Annotated in this window: 21 protein-coding genes; 16 read left to right on the forward strand and 5 right to left on the reverse strand. The window is 55.9% G+C overall.

What is annotated here, in order from left to right:
- Positions 1 to 2: 2 nt before the first annotated feature.
- Positions 3 to 698: a dethiobiotin synthase gene (gene bioD, locus HNR64_RS09445; protein ID WP_204996240.1), complete on the forward strand. Its 696-nt coding sequence runs from the start codon at positions 3 to 5 to the stop codon at positions 696 to 698.
- A 27-nt stretch (positions 699 to 725) separates the two neighbouring features.
- Here bioD and HNR64_RS09450 read toward each other — a convergent pair whose 3' ends face one another.
- On the reverse strand, positions 726 to 1,028 hold the full coding sequence (locus tag HNR64_RS09450) for a hypothetical protein (protein WP_204996241.1): 303 nt from the start codon (positions 1,026 to 1,028) through the stop codon (positions 726 to 728).
- A 326-nt stretch (positions 1,029 to 1,354) separates the two neighbouring features.
- Here HNR64_RS09450 and HNR64_RS09455 point away from each other — a divergent pair, with 326 nt between their 5' ends.
- The 3 genes from HNR64_RS09455 (at position 1,355) to HNR64_RS09465 (ending at position 5,342) form a co-directional block, all read left to right on the forward strand.
- A complete protein-coding gene (locus tag HNR64_RS09455; protein ID WP_204996242.1) occupies positions 1,355 to 3,142 on the forward strand; it encodes an acyl-CoA dehydrogenase C-terminal domain-containing protein in 1,788 nt (595 codons plus the stop codon).
- Positions 3,143 to 3,245: 103 nt separating this feature from the next.
- Positions 3,246 to 5,033 (forward strand): acyl-CoA dehydrogenase C-terminal domain-containing protein, encoded by a 1,788-nt coding sequence (locus tag HNR64_RS09460; RefSeq protein ID WP_204996243.1) that lies wholly within the window; start codon positions 3,246 to 3,248, stop codon positions 5,031 to 5,033.
- Positions 5,034 to 5,153: 120 nt separating this feature from the next.
- Entirely contained in the window at positions 5,154 to 5,342 is a 189-nt protein-coding gene (locus HNR64_RS09465) for a DUF3094 family protein (protein ID WP_204996244.1), read from the forward strand.
- Between the two features lie 47 nt (positions 5,343 to 5,389).
- On the opposite strand, the gene HNR64_RS09470 is transcribed toward HNR64_RS09465, so the two are convergent.
- Entirely contained in the window at positions 5,390 to 7,156 is a 1,767-nt protein-coding gene (locus HNR64_RS09470; RefSeq protein ID WP_204996245.1) for an alpha/beta hydrolase, read from the reverse strand.
- Between the two features lie 133 nt (positions 7,157 to 7,289).
- Between HNR64_RS09470 and HNR64_RS09475 the strand changes: the two genes are divergently transcribed.
- The 3 genes from HNR64_RS09475 to HNR64_RS09485 are packed head-to-tail and all read left to right on the forward strand — an operon-like array spanning position 7,290 to position 9,316.
- Positions 7,290 to 7,793 (forward strand): GNAT family N-acetyltransferase, encoded by a 504-nt coding sequence (locus HNR64_RS09475; protein WP_204996246.1) that lies wholly within the window; start codon positions 7,290 to 7,292, stop codon positions 7,791 to 7,793.
- On the forward strand, positions 7,786 to 8,511 hold the full coding sequence (gene cobB, locus HNR64_RS09480) for a Sir2 family NAD+-dependent deacetylase (protein ID WP_204996247.1): 726 nt from the start codon (positions 7,786 to 7,788) through the stop codon (positions 8,509 to 8,511). The genes HNR64_RS09475 and cobB overlap by 8 nt, the downstream gene beginning before the upstream one ends.
- 22 nt (positions 8,512 to 8,533) lie before the next feature.
- On the forward strand, positions 8,534 to 9,316 hold the full coding sequence (locus HNR64_RS09485) for a PhzF family phenazine biosynthesis protein (RefSeq protein WP_204996248.1): 783 nt from the start codon (positions 8,534 to 8,536) through the stop codon (positions 9,314 to 9,316).
- Here the strand turns inward: HNR64_RS09485 and HNR64_RS09490 are convergent.
- On the reverse strand, positions 9,313 to 10,203 hold the full coding sequence (locus HNR64_RS09490) for an AraC family transcriptional regulator (protein WP_204996249.1): 891 nt from the start codon (positions 10,201 to 10,203) through the stop codon (positions 9,313 to 9,315). The genes HNR64_RS09485 and HNR64_RS09490 overlap by 4 nt on opposite strands.
- Before the next feature lie 162 nt (positions 10,204 to 10,365).
- Between HNR64_RS09490 and HNR64_RS09495 the strand changes: the two genes are divergently transcribed.
- From HNR64_RS09495 to HNR64_RS09535, 9 genes are all read left to right on the forward strand, one after another.
- Complete coding sequence (locus tag HNR64_RS09495; RefSeq protein ID WP_204996250.1) at positions 10,366 to 11,805, forward strand: aldehyde dehydrogenase family protein; 1,440 nt, start codon at positions 10,366 to 10,368, stop codon at positions 11,803 to 11,805.
- 27 nt (positions 11,806 to 11,832) lie between these two features.
- Entirely contained in the window at positions 11,833 to 12,993 is a 1,161-nt protein-coding gene (locus HNR64_RS09500) for an acyl-CoA dehydrogenase family protein (RefSeq protein WP_204996251.1), read from the forward strand.
- Positions 12,990 to 13,778: an enoyl-CoA hydratase gene (locus HNR64_RS09505; RefSeq protein WP_204996252.1), complete on the forward strand. Its 789-nt coding sequence runs from the start codon at positions 12,990 to 12,992 to the stop codon at positions 13,776 to 13,778. Before HNR64_RS09500 ends, HNR64_RS09505 begins: the two co-directional genes overlap by 4 nt.
- On the forward strand, positions 13,778 to 14,893 hold the full coding sequence (locus HNR64_RS09510) for an enoyl-CoA hydratase/isomerase family protein (protein ID WP_204996253.1): 1,116 nt from the start codon (positions 13,778 to 13,780) through the stop codon (positions 14,891 to 14,893). Before HNR64_RS09505 ends, HNR64_RS09510 begins: the two co-directional genes overlap by 1 nt.
- 43 nt (positions 14,894 to 14,936) lie before the next feature.
- The gene (gene mmsB, locus HNR64_RS09515; RefSeq protein WP_204996254.1) at positions 14,937 to 15,824 is read left to right on the forward strand and encodes a 3-hydroxyisobutyrate dehydrogenase; all 888 of its coding nucleotides are present in this window, start codon (positions 14,937 to 14,939) and stop codon (positions 15,822 to 15,824) included.
- A 450-nt stretch (positions 15,825 to 16,274) separates the two neighbouring features.
- On the forward strand, positions 16,275 to 16,694 hold the full coding sequence (locus HNR64_RS09520; protein WP_204996255.1) for a J517_1871 family lipoprotein: 420 nt from the start codon (positions 16,275 to 16,277) through the stop codon (positions 16,692 to 16,694).
- 313 nt (positions 16,695 to 17,007) lie between these two features.
- Positions 17,008 to 17,265, forward strand: coding sequence for a type II toxin-antitoxin system Phd/YefM family antitoxin (locus HNR64_RS09525; RefSeq protein ID WP_204996256.1), 258 nt, complete (start codon positions 17,008 to 17,010; stop codon positions 17,263 to 17,265).
- Positions 17,253 to 17,570: a type II toxin-antitoxin system RelE/ParE family toxin gene (locus HNR64_RS09530; protein ID WP_204996257.1), complete on the forward strand. Its 318-nt coding sequence runs from the start codon at positions 17,253 to 17,255 to the stop codon at positions 17,568 to 17,570. Before HNR64_RS09525 ends, HNR64_RS09530 begins: the two co-directional genes overlap by 13 nt.
- A gap of 157 nt (positions 17,571 to 17,727) precedes the next feature.
- The gene (locus HNR64_RS09535; protein WP_204996258.1) at positions 17,728 to 18,264 is read left to right on the forward strand and encodes a GNAT family N-acetyltransferase; all 537 of its coding nucleotides are present in this window, start codon (positions 17,728 to 17,730) and stop codon (positions 18,262 to 18,264) included.
- Positions 18,265 to 18,329: 65 nt separating this feature from the next.
- On the opposite strand, the gene HNR64_RS09540 is transcribed toward HNR64_RS09535, so the two are convergent.
- Both HNR64_RS09540 and HNR64_RS09545 read right to left on the reverse strand, forming a co-directional pair.
- Positions 18,330 to 18,812: a deaminase gene (locus HNR64_RS09540; protein ID WP_204996259.1), complete on the reverse strand. Its 483-nt coding sequence runs from the start codon at positions 18,810 to 18,812 to the stop codon at positions 18,330 to 18,332.
- A complete protein-coding gene (locus tag HNR64_RS09545; protein WP_204996260.1) occupies positions 18,805 to 19,509 on the reverse strand; it encodes an FMN-dependent NADH-azoreductase in 705 nt (234 codons plus the stop codon). Before HNR64_RS09545 ends, HNR64_RS09540 begins: the two co-directional genes overlap by 8 nt.
- Positions 19,510 to 19,599: the final 90 nt, after the last annotated feature.

Genomic DNA, 19,599 nt, shown 5'->3' on the forward strand with positions numbered 1-19,599 from the left:
TGATGACGCGCCGCCAAAAGCTGTTTATCGCTGGTACCGATACCGATGCGGGTAAAACCCTGATCGCCTGCGGCGTGCTTGAAGCCGCCAGGCAGCAGGGCTTGCGCACCCTGGCGCTGAAACCGGTAGCGGCGGGGGCGGAACTGGTTGATGGCGAGTTGCGTAACGACGATGCGCTGGCGTTGATGTCGGCGATGTCCGAGTCGATGAGCTACGAACAGGTAAATCCGGTGGTTTTTGCAGAGCCGATTGCCCCGCATATCGCTGCCGAGCGGGCTGGACGGCGCTTGAGCGCTGCCCAATTGGCGGGCTATTGCCGCGGCGCGATGATGCGCCCCGCTGACCTGTTATTGGTAGAGGGGGCCGGTGGCTGGCGAGTACCGTTAAACCAGCGCGAGACCCTGGCGGACTTGGTTATAGAGTTAAATTTGCCGGTGGTTCTGGTGGTGGGAATGAAGCTCGGTTGTATTAATCATGCACTGTTAAGCGCGGAGGCAATTCGTAGCGACGGCTTGCCACTGGCGGGCTGGGTGGCAAACCGAGTAGACCCGGAAATGGCCCGTTTTGACGAGAACCTTGAAACCTTGAAGGCGATGCTTCCCGCACCTTGTCTCGGGGTGGTGCCGCACCTGGGCAAGGGGGCAAGTGGTGTGGATGTGGCACCGTTTATCGACCTAGCGGCGCTGCAAATCCCCTGATGCTTTGGCGGCGCGCGCCAGTGCGCGTCAGCATTTCTCTACGGCTTCTTCCATCGTGGTGGCTTCATCGCGGGCTTGGCTACTGTCATCAAACATGGCTTTCACCGTATCTCGCTGCATAACATTGGAATAGATGTAGCAGTGAAAGACGCAGCCGTTTTCTGCCGCCCACGCGGCAAACTGCCTACCCATTTCTATGACCTCGGGGGTGTGTAGCTCATAACCGCGCAGGTCGATAATCCGCGCCCAGGGGCGGCCATTTAAACGGCGAATGTGCGCGCGTAAATCGCGGCCATAGTGCTCGGCGGCTTCGGCGTTCCAGGTACCCAATAGCTCAGCGGTGATAATGTCATCGTCGCAGTGGAGTTTGTGCTCACCGTGGGGGGCGGTAATTCATAGGTTTTCGTCTATGGTTCTTAGTATCTGGGGCCAAGATTAGCGTCATCCATCTTTTTGGCTAAATCCGTAGAATTCCCTAGCAAAGCGTCATAATTATGTAAGTTTATGTTTTTGCTGGGTTTAGTGCTGATTTTATTGGCCGAGATGACAAAATACTTGATCTTTTCGGCCTTGCGCAACGTAGATAAATCGATATAGTTGTCACCGTCAACATTGCAGCGATTCATCGCTCGCAGTAACTAACGTGAGGTTTCATCATGCCGCAATATAAAGCGCCACTACGCGATATCAATTTCGTACTCAAAAATGTGCTCAACGCAAACGAGCATTTTGCGAGCCTGGCCGGCCGTGAAGAAGTGAGCGAGGATCTGCTGGACGCCATCCTTTCTGAAGGCGCCAAGTTTTCTGAAAACGTACTGTCACCGCTGAACCAAGTGGGTGACCAAGAAGGCTGTGTATGGTCGGAAGACGGCGTAAAAACGCCAACCGGCTTTAAAGAAGCCTACCAACAATTTGCTGAAGGTGGTTGGCCATCAATGACCGCCGACGCCCGCTTTGGCGGCCAGGGCCTGCCTAACTCACTCGGCCTGGTTGTGACCGAAATGGTTAGCTCAGCGTGCTGGGCGTGGGGTATGTACACCGGCTTGTCTCAGTCGGCTGCGCGCCTGCTGGAAAACTACGCCAGTGAAGAGCTGCAAAACGAATACCTGCCTAAAATGACCGACGGCACCTGGGGCGGCACAATGTGCCTGACCGAGCCACATTGCGGTTCAGATCTGGGCATTCTGCGCACCAAGGCCGAAGCCAATGCTGATGGTAGCTACAACGTGACCGGCACCAAGATCTTCATCTCGGGTGGCGAGCACGACATGATGGAAAATATCATTCACCTGGTACTGGCTCGCATTGAAGGTGCGCCAGCGGGAACCAAAGGTATCTCCCTGTTCCTGGTACCTAAATTCCTGCCCGATGCAGACAACAACGTCGGCGAGCGCAATGGCGTGAGCTGTGGCAGCATCGAGCACAAAATGGGCATCAAAGCCTCTGCAACCTGCGTGATGAACTTTGACGGAGCCAAGGGCTTCCTGGTCGGCGAAGAGAACCGCGGTCTGCAGGCGATGTTCCACATGATGAACTCTGCCCGTCTGGGTACTGCTCTGCAGGGCTTGTCTGCGGGTGAAGCCTCATTCCAGGGCGCATTGGAGTACGCTCGCGAGCGTCTGCAAATGCGTTCATTGAGCGGCCCGAAAAACCCAGAAGGTCCCGCTGATCCGCTGATCGTGCACCCTGACGTGCGCCGTATGCTGCTGACTCAAAAAGCACTGGCTGAAGGTAGCCGTGCGTTTATCTACTGGGTAGCGCAACTGGTCGACACCTTCTACTTCAGTGGCGACGAGCAAGAGCGTAAAGATGCAGAAGAACTGTCTGAACTGCTGACACCGATCGCCAAGGCGTTCGTTACTGAAACGGGCTTGGAGTCTGCCAACTACGGTATGCAGGTATACGGTGGTCACGGCTACATTTCAGAGTGGGGTATGGAGCAGATCGTTCGTGACCTGCGCATCGCCACACTGTACGAAGGCACAACCGGCATACAAGCCCTCGACCTGCTGGGTCGCAAGGTAATGGGCACAGGCGGCAAGCAGTTGATGGTCTTCACCAAGATCATTCACAAGTTCTGTGAAGAGCAAGCGTCGCGCCCAGAGCTGGAGCCGTTCATCAGCAAGCTGGCTGAACTGAACAAAGAGTGGGGCGAAGTCACCATGAAGCTGGGTGAAAAAGCCATGCAGAACCCCGACGAAGTCGGTGCTGCATCGGTGGATTACCTGATGTATTCTGGCTACATCTCGTTGGCTTACATGTGGGCACGCATGGCCGCTGCCGCCGTAGACGGCGCTGCCGACGACGAGTTCCTGAAAGCCAAGCTGCAGACTGCGAAGTTCTATTACGATCGCCTGCTGCCGCGTACTGAATCGCACAAACTGTCCATGCTCAACGGCGCTGACAGTTTGATGGAGATGCCCGAAGAGGCATTTGCGTTCTAAATTAGCAAGGTCCCAAACGAGCAACGCCCACCCTTCGGTGGGCGTTTGTGCATTGCGTTATGGATAGCGACAGATCGTCGCGAAAGAATGTGGAGAATCAGATATGCCCGAATATAAAGCGCCGCTGCGTGATATGCAGTTTGTCCTGCACGAGGTATTTAAGGCCGAGCAGCTTTGGCAAAACATGCCGGGAACCGAGGAAGTTAACCGCGAGCTGGCGGATGCGATCCTTGAAGAAAGCGCCAAGATCAATGAAAACCTGATCGCCCCTTTGAGCCAGTCTGGCCATGAAGAGGGTGTGAAGTGGGACGACGGTGTTGTCACCACACCCAAAGGCTATCCGGAAGCGTTTAAGCAACTGGCCGAGGGCGGCTGGGGTGGTCTGGCGGGTGAGCCGAATTACGGCGGCCAGAACATGCCCAAGATGCTGGTACTGTTGTTCGAGGAAATGCTGTACTCCTCCAACATCGCGATGGGCCTCTACCTGACCCTGACCTCAGGCGCGGCGCTGGCCATCGACAACCACGCCTCCGATGAGCTGAAGGAAAAATATCTGCCTAACATGTACTCCGGTCAGTGGGCCGGTGCCATGTGTTTGACAGAGAGCCACGCGGGTACTGACCTGGGTATGATCCGTACCAAGGCCGAGCCACAAGCTGATGGCACTTACAAAATCACCGGTACCAAGATCTTCATCACTGGTGGTGACCACGATCTGACCGAAAACGTTATCCACCTGGTGCTGGCAAAACTGCCCGATGCTCCAGCAGGTTCTAAAGGTATTTCACTGTTCCTGGTACCCAAGGTAAAAGTGAATGACGACGGCAGCCTTGGCGAGCGCAACGGCGTGAACTGCGGCAGCATCGAGCACAAAATGGGTATCAATGCGTCGGCCACCTGTGTGATGAACTTCGACGGTGCCGAAGGCTACCTCGTTGGTGAAATCAACCGCGGCCTGCAAGGCATGTTCACCATGATGAACTACGAGCGCCTGTCAGTAGGTATTCAGGGCCTGAGCGCCGCGCAAACTGCCTACCAGTGGTCTTGCGAATACGCGCGTGAGCGTCTGCAAAGCCGCGCACCGACTGGCCCTGTTAACCAAGCCGGCCCAGCCGACCCAATCGTTGTACACCCCGATGTTCGCCGCATGCTGCTCACCCAGAAAGCACTGGTTGAAGCGGGTCGCGCATTTGCTGTGTACGTGGGCAAGCAGTTGGATGTGTCTAAATTTGGCGACGGCGATGCCAAAGCGGCAGCTGCCGGTATGGTTGAGCTGTTGACGCCTGTTGCGAAAGCCTTCCTGACCGACAAGGGCTTCGAGGGTACCGTACTGGGTCAGCAGTGTTACGGCGGCCACGGCTACGTGCGTGAGTGGGGCATGGAGCAGCTGGTGCGTGACGTGCGCATTGCGCAAATCTACGAAGGCACCAACGGCATCCAGGCGATGGACCTGATGGGTCGTAAGGTTGCCGCCAATGGCGCGAAAAACCTTCAGGCACTGATCGCTGAAATGCGGGCCTTCAGCGCCGACTCAGCATCGGTAGCGGGCATGGATGAATTCCTTAACCCGCTGAACGACGCCGTAGACAATCTCGAGTCGCTGACCAAGTTTGTACTTGAGCAAGCGGGCAGCGATGCCAACGCGATTGGCGCAGCCGCGAACGAATACCTGCACGTAATGGGCTTCACACTGTTCAGCTACATGTGGGCAATGATGTGTCGCACTGTGCTCAGCGGTGAGAGCCAGCAGGGTGAAGAGTTCGACAAAGCCAAGCTGCAAACCGCTCGCTTCTTCGTTCAGCGCCTGTTGCCACAGGCCAGCGCCCTGAGCGCATCAATCCGCAACGGCAGCAGCACGTTGATGGATATTGCGGAAGAAGCGTTCGCGTAAACGCGTATATCCCACAGCCTGCCGTGCCCTGCACGGCGACGGCTGGAGTTGAAGGCGGCATCCTGTGATAATGGGGCCGCCTTTTTTTATGGCGATGTATTTATATTGGGGCGGTAATTGATGGAAAACGAACACAATAAGCTGTATCCCGAAGATCAGCTCAAAGTCGATGAATTTCTAAAGAAGGGTTATAACGACGTCGAGCGAAAGCCCTTTAAGCCGTTTAAATTGCTGCTGATTCTGGCTGCCTCGGTCACCTCGATGACCGTGCTGAGCCTTTGGCTGGCAACCTTTGTGGGTATTGGCTAAACGCTGCTCAACAACAAGCCGGAGGCGCAATGCCCCCGGCTGAATCCTTACTGAGTGTGAATGGGGAGCTGTACCGTGCCATTCACGCTAACCGGCAGAGGCGGTTGCACCAGGCCCGCAGGATACAAGTAGTAGGGATGAATGCCATAGACCATCAGTCCCAACTCATCGCCCGCCTGTAAGTCCTCGTTCACACCCACCAGCTCCAATTGCTTGGCACCGATACCGCGCACCGGCCGTACCTGGTCGTTAACCAGCGCCGCGTCACCGCCCCGGCGTTTACCCAGGCCAACATACAGCAGATTGCCGTCACCGTTGCCGCCTTCCAATAGCAGGTTGGCGGTGGGAATGCCGGCCAGTAAGCCGTCCTTGTCTACTGTAATTAGCGGAATAAACTGACCCGCCGCGAGGGTTTTATTGATCACTTCAGCGGGAATCAGATTCAGGATGTCATCCAGGGAATCGGCGATGGAGGCCGGGTCCTGCAGGCCGCCCAATACGGCCTGCAATACGCCAGCGGTTTCGCCGGGTAGGCCTGCTAACACCTCTAGCAAGGTGCCCAGTGGCAAGGCCTGTAAGAGGTTGATGACGTAGGCGGCACCGCCGGGAATTACCTGGCTGGCCGGCAGTAGGGTTGTGGTACCACCGCGAACCACGCTGCTGAAACTGCGACCCTGCTGAGACGCCGCGTGGCTGAAGCACACGTCGGGCAGGTCTTGTTGCGGTTCACCCATCAGTTTATTGGCGAGGAAACCCAGCGCGATGGTGGTGGTGTCGAACTGTTGGTCGTCGCAGTACAGGGTCTCGTCGGTGCCAAACAGGATCATTTCACCGGCATTTTGCAGCAGCGGCAAAATATGCCCCTCGCGCTGCACAAACAAGTGGGTGTCCCGCCCTTGGCCGGTCCAGCATTCGTAATTTTCAACAGCCTCGTTGGTATTGAATAAGATATCGTTCGCGCCCTGAATAAACAGCGCGTCTGCTTCGGATAGGGTGCCGCCGTCGCTGCGCTCACCCAGGCAGTAGGACAGCGGGCCGTGCCCTGCGAGTTTATCGATGATTGACTGGTCGATATTACCGGTGGAGTTGGCCTGCAGAAATGCCGGCCACAGGTAGTCTTCCAGGTTGCCCATCGAGGCAATGCCCAGTACATCCAGCCAGCTGGTTTTGGGGCTGCTGTCGGCGTACAAGCTATAGGGCAGGTGGCTCCAGGTGGCCAGCGGTACAATAGCGTCGAAGCGTTTGTCGACGCTCGAGCACACGGTCTGGAAGCCGCCGCCGTAAGAGAGTCCCACCGAACCAATCAGCGGGTCGCCATTGTCGCGCTTTAAATTCGGTAGATTGATTTCAGCCCAGTCGATGATGGAGGAAATGCTTTTGCAATCCACATCGGGGTCCATCACACTAATTTTCCCGGTGCTGTCACCAAAGCCGCGCTGGTCGAAGCTGATCACATAGTAGCCCTTGTCCAGCCACGCTTGGCGAGCCACATCTCCGGAAACATCTTTGGTTGTAAACGCTTCCAGTGGATTGGGGTTTTCCAGATTTTTTGCGCGGGAAAGACCAAAGCCGTGACCGTGCAGAATCAGCGGTACGGCCTTGCCGTTCGGGTTCTCCGGTGTGTAAGCGGTGAAGGCGATGGTTTCGCCGTCATCGGCGGTAATGGCCTGGTCGCTGAAGGTTTTTGCCTCAGCAACACCGCCGTTACCACTTGGCGAGCCGTTATTGGTCGTTGACGAGGATGAGCTGCTACCGCAGCCGCTAAGCAATAGCGCGGCGCTGATGCCGAGTACAGGCAAGAGTTTCTGGGACATAACGGTTCTCTTTATTGGTGTTTATGACACAGAGTATACGTAACGCGCGCGGCCGCTAGAAGTGTGAATATGACGCGCCAGGTAAGTGGTGCGCCGCGGGCCGTAAGCGCGTTTGGCAAGTTGGGAGAAACAAATGAAAGACTGGCAGTGTCGCCTGGCGGACTATGCCTGTGAGAGTGATTGTGAGGCGATCGTGTCGCTGATGGAGTGCTACGCCAAAGACCCAATGGGTGGTGCAGAAGCGCTGGCTCCAGAAGTGGTATCAAGTTTGTGTGATGCGCTGGCCGAGCAGCCGGGGGCGATCAGTGTCATCGCCTGGGACGGCGGGCAAGCCATTGGCCTGATCAACGCCTTTGTGGGATTTTCCACCTTCAAAGCCAAACCGCTGTTGAATGTCCACGACATTATCGTACGCCCCGCCTGGCGCCAACGCGGCGTGTGTTCGGCCATGCTGGAGCATATTCAAACACTGGCGCAGAGGCGCGGTTACTGCAAGCTGACGTTGGAGGTATTAGAGGGCAATACCGCTGCCCGGCACAGCTATCAACGCTTTGGCTTCGTCGACTACCAACTGCGGCCGGAGTACGGCAGCGCGCGCTTTATGGAGAAGCCTTTGGAGGGCGTCGTAGATGAGTAGCCAAACCCTGTCACGCATTGTTGTGTTAACGGGCGCGGGTATTTCCGCCGAGTCGGGCATACAGACCTTTCGCGCGGCCGATGGCCTTTGGGAAGAGCACCGCATTGAAGAGGTGGCGACCCCGGAGGGGTTCGCGCGTAACCCCGAGCGAGTTCATGACTTTTACAACCGTCGCCGTCAGCAATTATTGTCAGCGGATATTGCGCCCAATCCCGCGCATATTGCGCTGGCGGAGTTGGAGGAACACTTTGCCGGTGACCTGCTACTGGTTACCCAAAATATCGACAACCTTCACGAGCGGGCCGGTTCGAATAAGCTGCTGCACATGCACGGCGAGCTGTTGAAGATGCGCTGCGCCACTAGCGGCCAGTGTTTTGAGATCCAGCAGGATCTGCTGCCATCACAGCATTGTGAATGCTGTAATTTGCCGCAGACACTGCGTCCCCACGTGGTATGGTTTGGCGAGATGCCGCTGTATATGGACGATATTCAGCAGGCGTTGTCTCAGTGTCAGTTATTTATTGCCATAGGCACCTCCGGGCAGGTGTATCCCGCCGCTGGCTTCGTTCATGAGGCGCGCCGTGCCGGTGCGCACAGTATTGAGGTTAATATCGAGCCGGCGAGCCCCGCCAGCGAATTTGCTGAGCATCGCCAGGGCCCTGCCAGTGTAGTGTTGCCACAACTTTGTGAAGACATACTCAAGGGCGCTTACGGCTAATGCGCTACAAGGAAAACAACACATGAAAAGTTTTATTGTCGATGCCTTCAGTGACCAGCCGTTCTCCGGTAACCCGGCCGCGGTCGTTTTACAAAACCGTCAACTCGATGACGAAAGTCTGCAAAAGATCGCTGCGGAATTTAACCTCTCTGAAACCGCATTTCTTCAGCCACTGGACAGCCAAGGAGAATGCTGGAGTCTGCGCTGGTTTACCCCGAAAGCGGAGGTGTCCCTCTGCGGTCATGCAACGCTGGCTTGTGCGCACGCCCTATGGGAGCAGTGTCAGATCGGCGCCGACACCTTGCGCTTTGACACCCTGAGCGGTGAGTTGCGTGTGCAGCGTCGTGGCGATGGTATGTCGATGGACTTTCCCCTGTGTGTGACGCAAAGCTGTAGCTTTGACAGCTGGCCGGCCAGCCTAACCAGTGGCGCCGCAGCGGCGGCAACGGCAGGGGAAGACCTGTTGCTAGAGCTGACGGATCAGCATGCGGTGGAGAATTTTATGGCTGACAGCGCAGCTATCTCCGCCCTGAATGTAAGGGGCTTAATCGTTACCGCTCGCGGCGAGAAGCATGACTTCGTATCTCGCTTCTTCGCACCGGCTGTCGGTATTGAAGAGGACCCTGTAACGGGTTCGGCGCACTGCGCGTTGGCGCATTACTGGCAGCAAAAGCTCGGTCGCGATACGTTCCAGGCGCGGCAAATTTCCGCGCGCGGTGGCAACGTTAGTATTGCCATACATGGCGATCGGGTCGTTTTATCGGGTAGTGCCCGCACCGTATTGGCCGGGGAGCTGCTGGTCTAAGGGCGTGACGGAATAGCGCCTCGATGGCGCCGGTAGTCGCTGGGCGCAATGCCCAGCACTTTTTTAAAAAGCCGTGAAAAATAATACATGTCGTCATAACCCAACGTGGCTGCCACTTCCTTTACCGACATTGCCGTGCTGTCCAGCAGGTAGCAGGCGCGCTGTATTTTCATATGAATAAAGTACTGAATCGGCGACTGCCCGCTCCAGGCCTTAAACTTTTTAATAAAGTGATACTTCGACATATTGGCGCTGGCTGCGAGTGTCTCTAAGTTCAGCTGGCCGTGAATATGCTCCTGCATTACCGCGCGAATATGTTCCCAGTCCAGGCGTTTGCCGCCACGTGAGGGTTGCTGGCGAACCAGCAGGGCGATGTAGCTCAACAGGGCCTGCAACTGATGACAGCCCTGAATAAACTCGGCGAGTTGATAGGCACTGCGTCGCAACTCTGACAGGCCGTCAAATATGCGTACCACGCGGGGTTGAACGCCAATATGGATATGCGGAGTGTGTAGCTGACAGTGGCGATAAAAGTCGTCGGCCAATCGGCCGTCAAAGTGTAGCCAGTAAATGGTCCACGGTGTGTCGTCGTCCGCAGCGTACTGGTGCGCCATGCCCTTGGGCAACAAAATTAAATCCCCGCTGGCAATGCTGAACTGGCGCTCACCACTGCGCAGAACACCGCTGCCATCAATGCAGTAGATCAGCAGAAAACTGTCGTGCTGATCCCGCTCCATACGGTGGCCGTGGGCATAAGGGTAGTAGCCCATGGCCAGTGGATACAGGGCTTCGCTCAGTGGGTGGGCGGCCAGTTGTTGGGCGACGCGCTGCGGCGTAAGGAAGCGCACGCCATTGGGGGGAAGGGGCCAGTCAGAGGTGATGCTCATAATTATTGCCTAGCCGGAGTGGTTCTTTGGCGTAGCAATATAGTCCATCAATAGCCCAATATAGTCAATCCAGAAGCCAGCTTGGCTGTGGTTTTATAGCGACCTGTTAACAATTCCGTCCTATGCGCGGTGCTGGGGCACAGAGATCAGCAGGTAAACACCATGGAAAATACCCAACAGCCAGAGGCCAACGCCGCCGACTATATTGCAGGTTTGATGGCGCGGTCGCGAGCTGCTCAGCAGCAAATTGCGCACTACAGCCAGCAGCAGGTTGATGAATTGATCACCGCCATGGTGTGGGCGGTTGCCAAACCCGGCGTTGCCGAAGACGTGGCGCGCTTTACCGTAGAGGAAACCCAGCTGGGTAACTACGAGGGCAAGTATTTAAAAATCGCCAAGAAAACGCGGGCAACCCTGTTCGATATTTTGCACGACAAATCCGTGGGTGTGATCGAAGAAGATCGCGAGCGCAATATTGTTAAAATCGCGAAGCCCGTCGGCGTGATAGGCGCCTTGGCACCCTGCACTAACCCCGAAGCGACGCCGGTGATTAAGTCTATTTTTGCCGTAAAAGGGCGCAATGCCATCATTATTGCGCCGCACCCGCGCTCCAAGCTCACCAATAAAATGATCTGCGATCGCATGCGCGCCGCCATCGCCGCGATGGGCGCCCCCGAGGACTTGGTCATCGCGATTGAGCAGCCCTCATTGGAAAGCACCAACGAATTAATGAAGCAGTGCGACCGCATTCTGGCCACCGGTGGCGCGGCAATGGTGAAATCGGCCTATGCCAGCGGCACGCCTGCACTGGGCGTTGGCGCGGGCAATGCGGTGATTGTGGTTGATGACACCGCCGACCTGGAGATGGCGGCGGAGAAAATTCGTATTTCAAAAACCCTGGATCTGGCAGCGTCGTGTTCCTCCGATAACTCGGTGGTGGCGTTTGAGACTATTGCCGACAGCCTGCTCGACAAGCTTCGGGCCGAGGGCGGCTATATTTGCAACAGCGAAGAAAAGCAGCGCTTGCAGGCGTTGATCTGGGAAGATGGCCACATCAATAGCAAAATTGTTGCCCAGCCGGCATCGGTATTGGCAGCAATGGCGGGTATCGATCTGCCTGAGGGCAAACAGTTTTTCATCGTGCCGGAAACCGGCGCGGGCGCCGAGCATCCTTTCTCAGGGGAAAAAATGTCGGTGGTAATGGCCTTCTATCGGGTGGCCGACCTGGGCGAGGCCATTGCCACCACCAATGCCATTCAGGCGTATCAGGGGCAGGGGCATAGCTGCGGCATCTACTCGCGCAGCGATGACAATATCCAGCGCTATGCCGAGCAAACGTTTACCTCGCGGGTGATGGTAAATCAGCCGCAAGCGCCGTCGAATAGTGGTAATGTTTGGAATGGTATGCGCCAGACCTTTTCGCTCGGTTGTGGCAGTTGGGGCGGCAATGGCACTAACAATAATATTAGCTGGCTAGACCTGGTAAACATTACCTGGGTGTCGCGGCCGTTGGCTCAAACCAAACAGCTTCCCGCCGATGAGCAGCTATTTGCCTCAGCGATCGCTGCCGAGCATGCCGCGGGTTTGGCGCCTGGCGCATAAGTGAGTTGTGGTTAAGGTAACGCAGTTATGGATTTTGAATTAAACGACGACCAGCAGGCCTATGCCCTGAGCGCGCGCCAGTTTGCCGAGGGTGTGTTCATGCCCAACGCCGCAAAGTGGGACGCCGAACACATCTTCCCTAAAGACGCACTGCGTCAAGCCGGAGAGCTGGGGTTCATGGGCATGTATACCCCGGAATCTGCCGGGGGCTTGGGCATGAGTCGTTTGGATACCAGTCTGATTGTTGAAGAGTTGGCCCGCGGCTGCACCTCTACGGCGGCGTTTTTAACCATCCATAATATGGCCACCAGCATGATCGGCCACTACGGCCAGCCTGAGTTGGTTGAAGCGCTGTGCCCAGCTTTGGTGACTGGCGAGGCGTTGGCCTCGTACTGCCTTACCGAGCCCGGTGCCGGCTCCGATGCGGGCAACCTGCGCAGCACTGCTCGCCGCGGCGGTGAGCACTACATTGTGAATGGCAGCAAAATGTTTATCTCTGGCGCCGGCGCCACCGACATGTTGGTTGCCATGCTGCGCACCGGCGAGCCTGGCCCCAAAGGTATTAGCGCCTTTGCCATTCCCGCCGATAGTGCGGGCATCAGCTACGGTAAGCCGGAAGAAAAAATGGGCTGGAACAGCCAGCCGACCGCTACGGTTACCTTTGACAATGTGCGGGTGCCCGCTGCCAACCGCCTCGGCGACGAGGGGCAGGGCTTTCGCATTGCAATGCAAGGCCTGGACGGCGGCCGCATTAATATTGCCACCTGCTCTATTGGCACCGCGCAAGCCGCACTGGAAACGGCAACCGCCTACGTGAAAGAGCGTGAGCAATTTGGCCAGGCCATTGCCGATTTTCAAAACACCCAATTTACCCTGGCCGATATGGCCACCCAGCTTGTTGCCGCGCGGCAAATGGTCCGGCTGGCGGCGTTTAAACTCGACACCGGCCACCCAGAGGCCAGCAGCTACTGCGCCATGGCCAAGCGCTTTGCCACCGACGTGGGCTTTGACGTGTGCAATGCCGCGCTGCAGCTGCACGGCGGCTATGGCTACATACGTGAGTACCCCTTGGAGCGGCACCTGCGCGACAGTCGCGTACATCAAATTCTGGAGGGTACCAACGAAATTATGCGGGTGATTATCGCCCGTCGAATCTTAATGGAAGGCGCACTGGAGGTGATTAAATGAGCATGAGTCCAACTGAAAAATTACAGCTTGACGTGCAGGGCCACACAGCAGTGGTAACCATCAATAACCCCGCCGCCAACACCTGGGACGCTGAATCCCTGAGTGGCTTGAAAACGCTGATTGCTGCGCTCAACGCCGACAAAAATATCTACGCCTTGGTGATCACCGGCAGCGGCGAAAAGTTCTTCTCCGCCGGGGCCGATCTGAAAATGTTTGCCAGCGGCGACAAAGCCGTGGCGCAAGATATCGGCCTGAAGTTTGGTCAGGCGTTTGAAGCCTTAGCCGATTTTCGCGGCGTGAGCATTGCCGCCATTAACGGCTTCGCGATGGGCGGTGGTTTGGAATGTGCGCTGGCCTGCGACATCCGTATTGCGGAAGAGCAGGCACAACTGGCGCTGCCCGAGGCCAAGGTTGGCCTGTTGCCCTGCGCGGGTGGCACCCAGCGCCTCACTGCCCTGGTGGGTGCGGGCTGGGCCAAGCGCATGATTCTGTGTGGCGAGCGAGTGAATGCCGAAACGGCGCACCGCATCGGCTTGGTGGAAGAGCTAGTGCCCCGTGGCGAGTCGCTGCAGGCGGCGCTGAATATGGCAAGCGCTGTTGCCCAGCAAAGCCCAGTGGCCGTCAGCTTCTGCAAAGCGTTAATCCACGAAGCGCGCGATGCCGTCATGCCAAAAGGGCTGATTCTGGAGCGCGAGCGTTTTGTGCAACTGTTTGATACCGTCGACCAAAAAGAAGGCGTGAATGCCTTTTTGGAAAAACGGCAACCGGAGTGGAAAAACGCCTAATGAGCACAAGCCAGGACGTACTATTTGAAGAGCGCGACACCGCCAGCGGTCAGAAGCTGGGCATTGTCACCCTCAATGTAGAAAAAACGCTGAACTCCCTTAACCTCGGCATGGTCGAGGCCATGCTAACGCAGCTGGCTGAGTGGCGTGATCGCCGCGATATCGCCTGCCTGTTTATTACCGCTGCCGGTGAAAAAGCCTTCTGTGCAGGTGGCGACGTGCAGGCTCTGTATCGCTCCGCAACCGAAACACCGGGCGGCCCCTGCGAATACGCCGAGCGCTTCTTCGAGCGGGAATATCGCCTCGACTACGCGCTGCACCAGTTCGCCAAACCCGTTGTGGTGTGGGGCCACGGCATTGTTATGGGCGGCGGTTTGGGTATCTTCGCGGCGGGCAGTTATCGCGTTGTCACCGAAAAATCCCGTCTGGCGATGCCGGAAATTACCATCGGCCTCTACCCCGACGTGGGTGGCAGTTATTTCCTAAATCGTATGCCTGGCCACTGTGGGCGTTTCCTGGCGCTAACCGGCGCGTCCTTCAATGGCCGCGACGCCCTGTACCTCGGCTTGGCCGAGGGCTTTATTGAAAACCGCCGCCGCGACGAAGTGTTGGCAGCGATGGCCAACGAGCTGTGGTCCGACGATGTCAGCGACAATCACGAGCGCCTGTACAGCCTGATGGCCAGCCATATAGAAGCCTCGCAAGCGGCGCTTCCCGAGGCCAATGTCGAGCCTGCGGCGCCAGTAATTAATCAGCTCTGCGAGGGCGATGATATTGCCGCCATCAAGGCCATCACTGAGCTATCCAGCGACAACCCCTGGCTGCAAAAAGCGGCGGCAACCTTGTCTGCGGGTTCGCCATTGAGTGCACGCCTAATCTTGGAGCAATTGCGCCGCGCCGACGGCCTGAGCCTGCGCGAGGTATTTCGCGCTGAGCTAGTACTGTCCACCAATGTGGTGCGTAACAGCGACTTCGCCGAGGGTGTGCGCGCCTTGTTAATCGACAAAGATAAAAATCCCCAGTGGCGCCACAGCAGCTACGAAGCGATAGACAGCGTCGAAGTAGGCGCTTACTTCGACGCCCCTTGGTCAGAACATCCACTGCACGATTTATAACCATACCGCCGCGCCTTCCAGGGGCCGCAATAAGGAGAACACCATGAGCAGCATTGCATTTATCGGCTTGGGAAATATGGGTGGCCCAATGGCGGCCAATCTACTCAAGGCAGGCCACAGCCTGACCGTTTTTGACCTGTCTCAGTCCGCCATGCAAGCGCTAGCCGAGCAGGGCGCGCAGTGTGCCAGCACCGCTGAAGCGGCCATTGATGGCGCCGAAGTGATTCTTAGTATGCTGCCCGCCGGTAAGCACGTGGCCGGTTTATACCTTGGCGAGGCGGGCCTGATTGCCAAGGCGCAAAAAGGCACGCTCATCCTCGACTGCAGCACCATTGATGCCGAAACCGCCCGCGAAGTTGGCGCGGCGGCCGAGGCCGCAGGGCTGGATATGTTAGACGCGCCGGTATCCGGTGGCGTAAAAGCCGCTCAGGCGGGAACACTCGCCTTTATGTGCGGCGGCAGCGAGGCCGGCTTTGCTCGCGCAGAAAAAATCCTGGCGGGGATGGGTAAAAAAATCTTCCACGCTGGCGACCACGGCGCTGGCCAAATCGCCAAGATGTGCAACAACATGCTGCTGGCCGTTCATATGGTAGGCACCGCCGAAGCGCTGCAGCTGGGCTTAAATAACGGCCTGGATGCCAGCGTATTGTCAGAGATTATGAAGAACAGCTCCGGCGACAACTGGTCACTGCAAAACTACAACCCGGTACCCGGCGTTATGCCCGCCACCCCGGCCAGCAACGACTACCAGCCCGGCTTTATGGCCCAGCTGATGCTCAAAGACCTGGGGCTGGCGATGGAAAACAGCCTGAAAACCCAAAGCGCGGTGCCCATGGGTGCATTGGCGCGCAGCCTCTATGCCAGCTTTGCCGGCAAAGACGGCAACGCCCAGCGAGACTTCTCTGCCATTATTGAAATGATGCAGAGCTAGCACCCGCGCTTACCCGCTTGGCGCTGTTTCGCGCCAAGCATCCTCCCCGCCTTAAAGCCCAGGCGCCGCTATTTTCCCTTCTATGTCTTCAGACCCGCGAATACAGCCTTCTGCAAGCGCCGCATATAATAATTGATGTGCTGTCTTGGCTAGTGTTTTGGGTGTTCAGGTTTTATGCTGAACCCTCCAGCAAGGAAAGCGCGCCGTTCAAAGCATTCGTTTAGCGCGCAGCAAATCAGCCACATAAGGAAATATGGGCAATATCTATGAGACCCCACCAAGAAGATTTAAGCGCATGCCCGTTTATCCCGATAAGCGATTCCCGCGTTAACGCTCATGTATATTAAAAATCAGAGCGTCACGAGATTTTTACGCTAGCTGACGTTGGGAAAATCGAGCGTGCGCGGTATACCAATGTTATGTGTTCTGAGCCTGAGAAAAGGGAGTTTCATGAAAGTTTTTAAGCAGGGCTTAGTTGCTGGTTTTGTAATCATTCTCGCGGGTTGCCAGTCGCCCATGAGTGACATGATGAATAATAACTTCGTGGCGGTCACACCTGAGCCAGTGCCTGAAGGTCTTGCTGGTTCATGGACGGGGAATATGGGGCCTTACCTTGTCACTATGAAATGGCAGTCCGACGGATATGGTTTGTTCTGCTATTCCTACGGCATCGCTGACGTTCTGCAGAAAGTAAAATTTTCAGGGGGCAAGATCCAGATTCAGGACGGCACCAAACTGATATTGAAAGAGCAGCACCCTAAATCGATAACGGTTCATTCGCCCTATGCTGCTGGCAAAGATACAGTCCTCTACGCCGATCCGGATTATAAAAATGCCTCGGGCTACTGCGCCAAGGCGCTAAACACATAACCAGTCGCAGCAGTACGTGGCGGAACCTCCCGCTAGTTAGTAGACGCCTATTTCAACCTGGAGGTAGGCAAGTATGGCGAAATCTCTGAGTTTGTAGCTTCTTGGCTCTGGAGAGAGCTTCCGTAATGGGTTTTTGTGTCGTGCGTGCGTGAAAATCCATGTAGTGAACCGCCCAAAGCGCGCCTGACAAGTGGCGACCTATCGCTACGCTAAACTGCGCGGCTTATCCGCCTGTTTACTATGGGCAAGCCGCTCTTGTGCCGAGCATAAATGCCCTTGTAAAGCATGAAGTGATAGAGTAGTGTCACTTTTTATGAAGACTGAATTAGTGACTACATTGAAGCGCCAGGCAACCAAAATATTGTCTGAACTTCATAAATCCAAAGAGCCTGTGCTAATCACAGAGCATGGCAAGCCATCTGCCTATCTTGTTGATGTCGAAGACTTTGAAGCCCTTCAGCGTAGAATGATAATTTTGGAAGGTATCGCTCGAGGAGAGTCCGCTGTTCAAGAAGGCAGGGCGCTGACTCATAATGAAGCCAAAGCCAAAATGAAAAAATGGCTGAGTTAATCTGGACTGAGCCGGCCCTATCTGACCTGAACGAAATCGCGGAATACATAGCGATAGAAAATCTTACAGCAGCGCGTGAACTGGTACAGCGGGTGTTCTCTGCTGTAGAGCGCCTCAAAGAACACCCGAGCTCTGGCAAGGTTCCCGGGGAACTGACAGATAGCCGCTATCGTGAAGTTGTATGCAATCCCTGTCGAATTTTTTATCGCCACGCCGAGAAGAAGATTTTCATCTTATATGTTCTGCGCAGCGAACGTGAGCTGCGAAATTTCTTACTCGAAGATCGCGATGATTGGGGCGATTAACGAGTTAAGACTGGCGGGCTGTCGTTCCCCCAATTTGATGTGCGCTTTCTGGTAGCTAACGCAGAATAATCATGCCGAGCCTGACTCGACAGTGTGAGAGAAACCGGAATGCGTTACATGTTTCAAGCAGTCGTTCGCACTGAGAGCAACTAGTTAGATGAGACTTGCATTATTCAATGATTCCGATGTGAACCCCGTTGTCGCGCTGTTTCAGCGGGTTTTCTCAGATGCTGAAGGAGAGGCAGAAGGGCAGATTATTGCGGATTTCGTTAAGGAGCTGATTTCAACAACACCCCCGTCTGAGGTTATTGGCTTTACTGCATGGGAAGGCGATGCTGTTGTTGGCGGTATTTTCTTTAGTCAGCTTATTGTGCCGAGCGGGCAGCGTGCCTTTATTTTGTCGCCAGTTGCGGTGTCGACGGATGTGCAGGGCAAAGGGGTTGGCCAGGCGCTTATTCGATACGGTTTGGATCATCTGAAATCGCTTGGAGTTGAGTTGGTGTTTACCTATGGCGACCCCGGCTATTATTCCAAAGTGGGCTTTAAGCAGATCACCGAAGCGATTGTAAAAGCCCCGTGGCCCTTGAGTCAGCCGATTGGCTGGTTGGCGCAATCACTCGATGGCAGCGCGGTTCAGGCGATGATTGGCCCCACGCGGTGTGTTGAGGCGCTCAATGACCCTGGGCTTTGGTAGCGTTTCAGTCGCTTCAGCTTTCGGTTTTAATTAGCCGTTTCTCTTCACCCCTTAGTGCTGTTGGCTTAATTACTGTTACGTAATTGCTGTTTTGCCACCTGAAATGGCAGCAGTTTCCTGTCGTTCTCCAACATCACCACGTTAAGCGCATTAAGTAGGCTGGTGTTTATGTGTCGGTAGGTCCATCGGTAGTCGAAGCCGTGGTCGGCGGCATCATGCCGGCTCGAAAGGCAGATCACGTTTTTGATACCGGCCATATGGATGGCCATAAAACAGAGCGAGCAGGGCTCGCCGGAGGCAATGAGTGTCGCGCCGTGTAACGCAACGCGGCGCGTATTGCGTGAGGCGTTTCGTATTGCCTGCACTTCGGCGTGGGCGGTGCAGTCGAGCTGTTGCGCGACCTGATTGACGCCTTCGCCGATGATTTCCCCTTGTGCATTGATAATCAGTGCGGAGAAGGGCAAGCCACCGGCATTGGCGTGCTGAATCGCCAGCTCGATGGTGCTTTCTGCGTGCTCTGGCAGGCGGCTTTCGAGAGCGTTATGCACTTTCTGCCTCCGTTGTGGGAGATTGCGTCGGCATCGCGCCGCATAGTTCGGTTGCAAGGTGCTCGGCACGGGCCTTTGCCTGGTCGAGTGAGTGGCGGTGCCGGTCGTCGCCAAATTCCTGGTATTCAGAGGCGATTTCATAGCTGGTTTCCACGCCTAAATATTTGCTGAGTGTTTTCAGGTGGGGAACCAGATGGGCAGAGTGCTCGCGGATACCGCCCTTTTCAAAGCCGAATTCACCCGTGGACGTCACGATGATTAGGGTTTTGCCAGATAGCAGTGGCTGCAAGGGGTAGTCGCCGCGCGATAGGTCAAAGTCGAAGGTTTCATTGATCCGCACAATTTGGTCGAACCAGGCTTTAAGTTGGGCGGGCATACCGTGGTTGTACATTGGTGAGGAAATGACGATGACGTCGGCCGCTGCGACCTCTGCGATCAGTTCGTCGGAGAGGGCCAGTGTTTGCTGTTGTGCCGGGCTGCGGTTGTGCTCGGGGGTAAATACCGCGCCAATCCAGTCTTGGTTGATAAATGCCGGTGGGTTTATGCCAACATCGCGGTAGATATATTCATCTAGAGGTCGGTGCTTTTTCCATGTCTCGATAAATCGCCGCGCGATATTTTTCGACAGGGAGTCATGCTCGGGGTTCGGGTTGCTTACTGCTCTTACGCTTGAATCGATGTGGAGTATTGTTGTCATGGCCGTTCTCTCGCTCAGTTAGTGACAGGGATATTTTGTGTCGCTGTGCACGGGCGAACAAACGATAAAAACACACTTGCAGATGAGCTA

Origin of the sequence: Spongiibacter marinus, assembly GCF_016906995.1 — a bacterium.
Taxonomy (GTDB): domain Bacteria; phylum Pseudomonadota; class Gammaproteobacteria; order Pseudomonadales; family Spongiibacteraceae; genus Spongiibacter; species Spongiibacter marinus.

Bases quoted from the DNA above. Each gene is read 5' to 3' on its own strand.
- bioD (WP_204996240.1), top strand. From the start codon at position 3: ATGACGCGCCGCCAAAAGCTGTTTATCGCTGGTACCGATACCGATGCG.
- HNR64_RS09455 (WP_204996242.1), top strand. From the start codon at position 1,355: ATGCCGCAATATAAAGCGCCACTACGCGATATCAATTTCGTACTCAAA.
- HNR64_RS09460 (WP_204996243.1), top strand. From the start codon at position 3,246: ATGCCCGAATATAAAGCGCCGCTGCGTGATATGCAGTTTGTCCTGCAC.
- HNR64_RS09465 (WP_204996244.1), top strand. From the start codon at position 5,154: ATGGAAAACGAACACAATAAGCTGTATCCCGAAGATCAGCTCAAAGTC.
- HNR64_RS09470 (WP_204996245.1), bottom strand. From the start codon at position 7,156: ATGTCCCAGAAACTCTTGCCTGTACTCGGCATCAGCGCCGCGCTATTG.
- HNR64_RS09475 (WP_204996246.1), top strand. From the start codon at position 7,290: ATGAAAGACTGGCAGTGTCGCCTGGCGGACTATGCCTGTGAGAGTGAT.
- cobB (WP_204996247.1), top strand. From the start codon at position 7,786: ATGAGTAGCCAAACCCTGTCACGCATTGTTGTGTTAACGGGCGCGGGT.
- HNR64_RS09485 (WP_204996248.1), top strand. From the start codon at position 8,534: ATGAAAAGTTTTATTGTCGATGCCTTCAGTGACCAGCCGTTCTCCGGT.
- HNR64_RS09490 (WP_204996249.1), bottom strand. From the start codon at position 10,203: ATGAGCATCACCTCTGACTGGCCCCTTCCCCCCAATGGCGTGCGCTTC.
- HNR64_RS09495 (WP_204996250.1), top strand. From the start codon at position 10,366: ATGGAAAATACCCAACAGCCAGAGGCCAACGCCGCCGACTATATTGCA.
- HNR64_RS09500 (WP_204996251.1), top strand. From the start codon at position 11,833: ATGGATTTTGAATTAAACGACGACCAGCAGGCCTATGCCCTGAGCGCG.
- HNR64_RS09505 (WP_204996252.1), top strand. From the start codon at position 12,990: ATGAGCATGAGTCCAACTGAAAAATTACAGCTTGACGTGCAGGGCCAC.
- HNR64_RS09510 (WP_204996253.1), top strand. From the start codon at position 13,778: ATGAGCACAAGCCAGGACGTACTATTTGAAGAGCGCGACACCGCCAGC.
- mmsB (WP_204996254.1), top strand. From the start codon at position 14,937: ATGAGCAGCATTGCATTTATCGGCTTGGGAAATATGGGTGGCCCAATG.
- HNR64_RS09520 (WP_204996255.1), top strand. From the start codon at position 16,275: ATGAAAGTTTTTAAGCAGGGCTTAGTTGCTGGTTTTGTAATCATTCTC.
- HNR64_RS09525 (WP_204996256.1), top strand. From the start codon at position 17,008: ATGAAGACTGAATTAGTGACTACATTGAAGCGCCAGGCAACCAAAATA.
- HNR64_RS09530 (WP_204996257.1), top strand. From the start codon at position 17,253: ATGGCTGAGTTAATCTGGACTGAGCCGGCCCTATCTGACCTGAACGAA.
- HNR64_RS09535 (WP_204996258.1), top strand. From the start codon at position 17,728: ATGAGACTTGCATTATTCAATGATTCCGATGTGAACCCCGTTGTCGCG.
- HNR64_RS09545 (WP_204996260.1), bottom strand. From the start codon at position 19,509: ATGACAACAATACTCCACATCGATTCAAGCGTAAGAGCAGTAAGCAAC.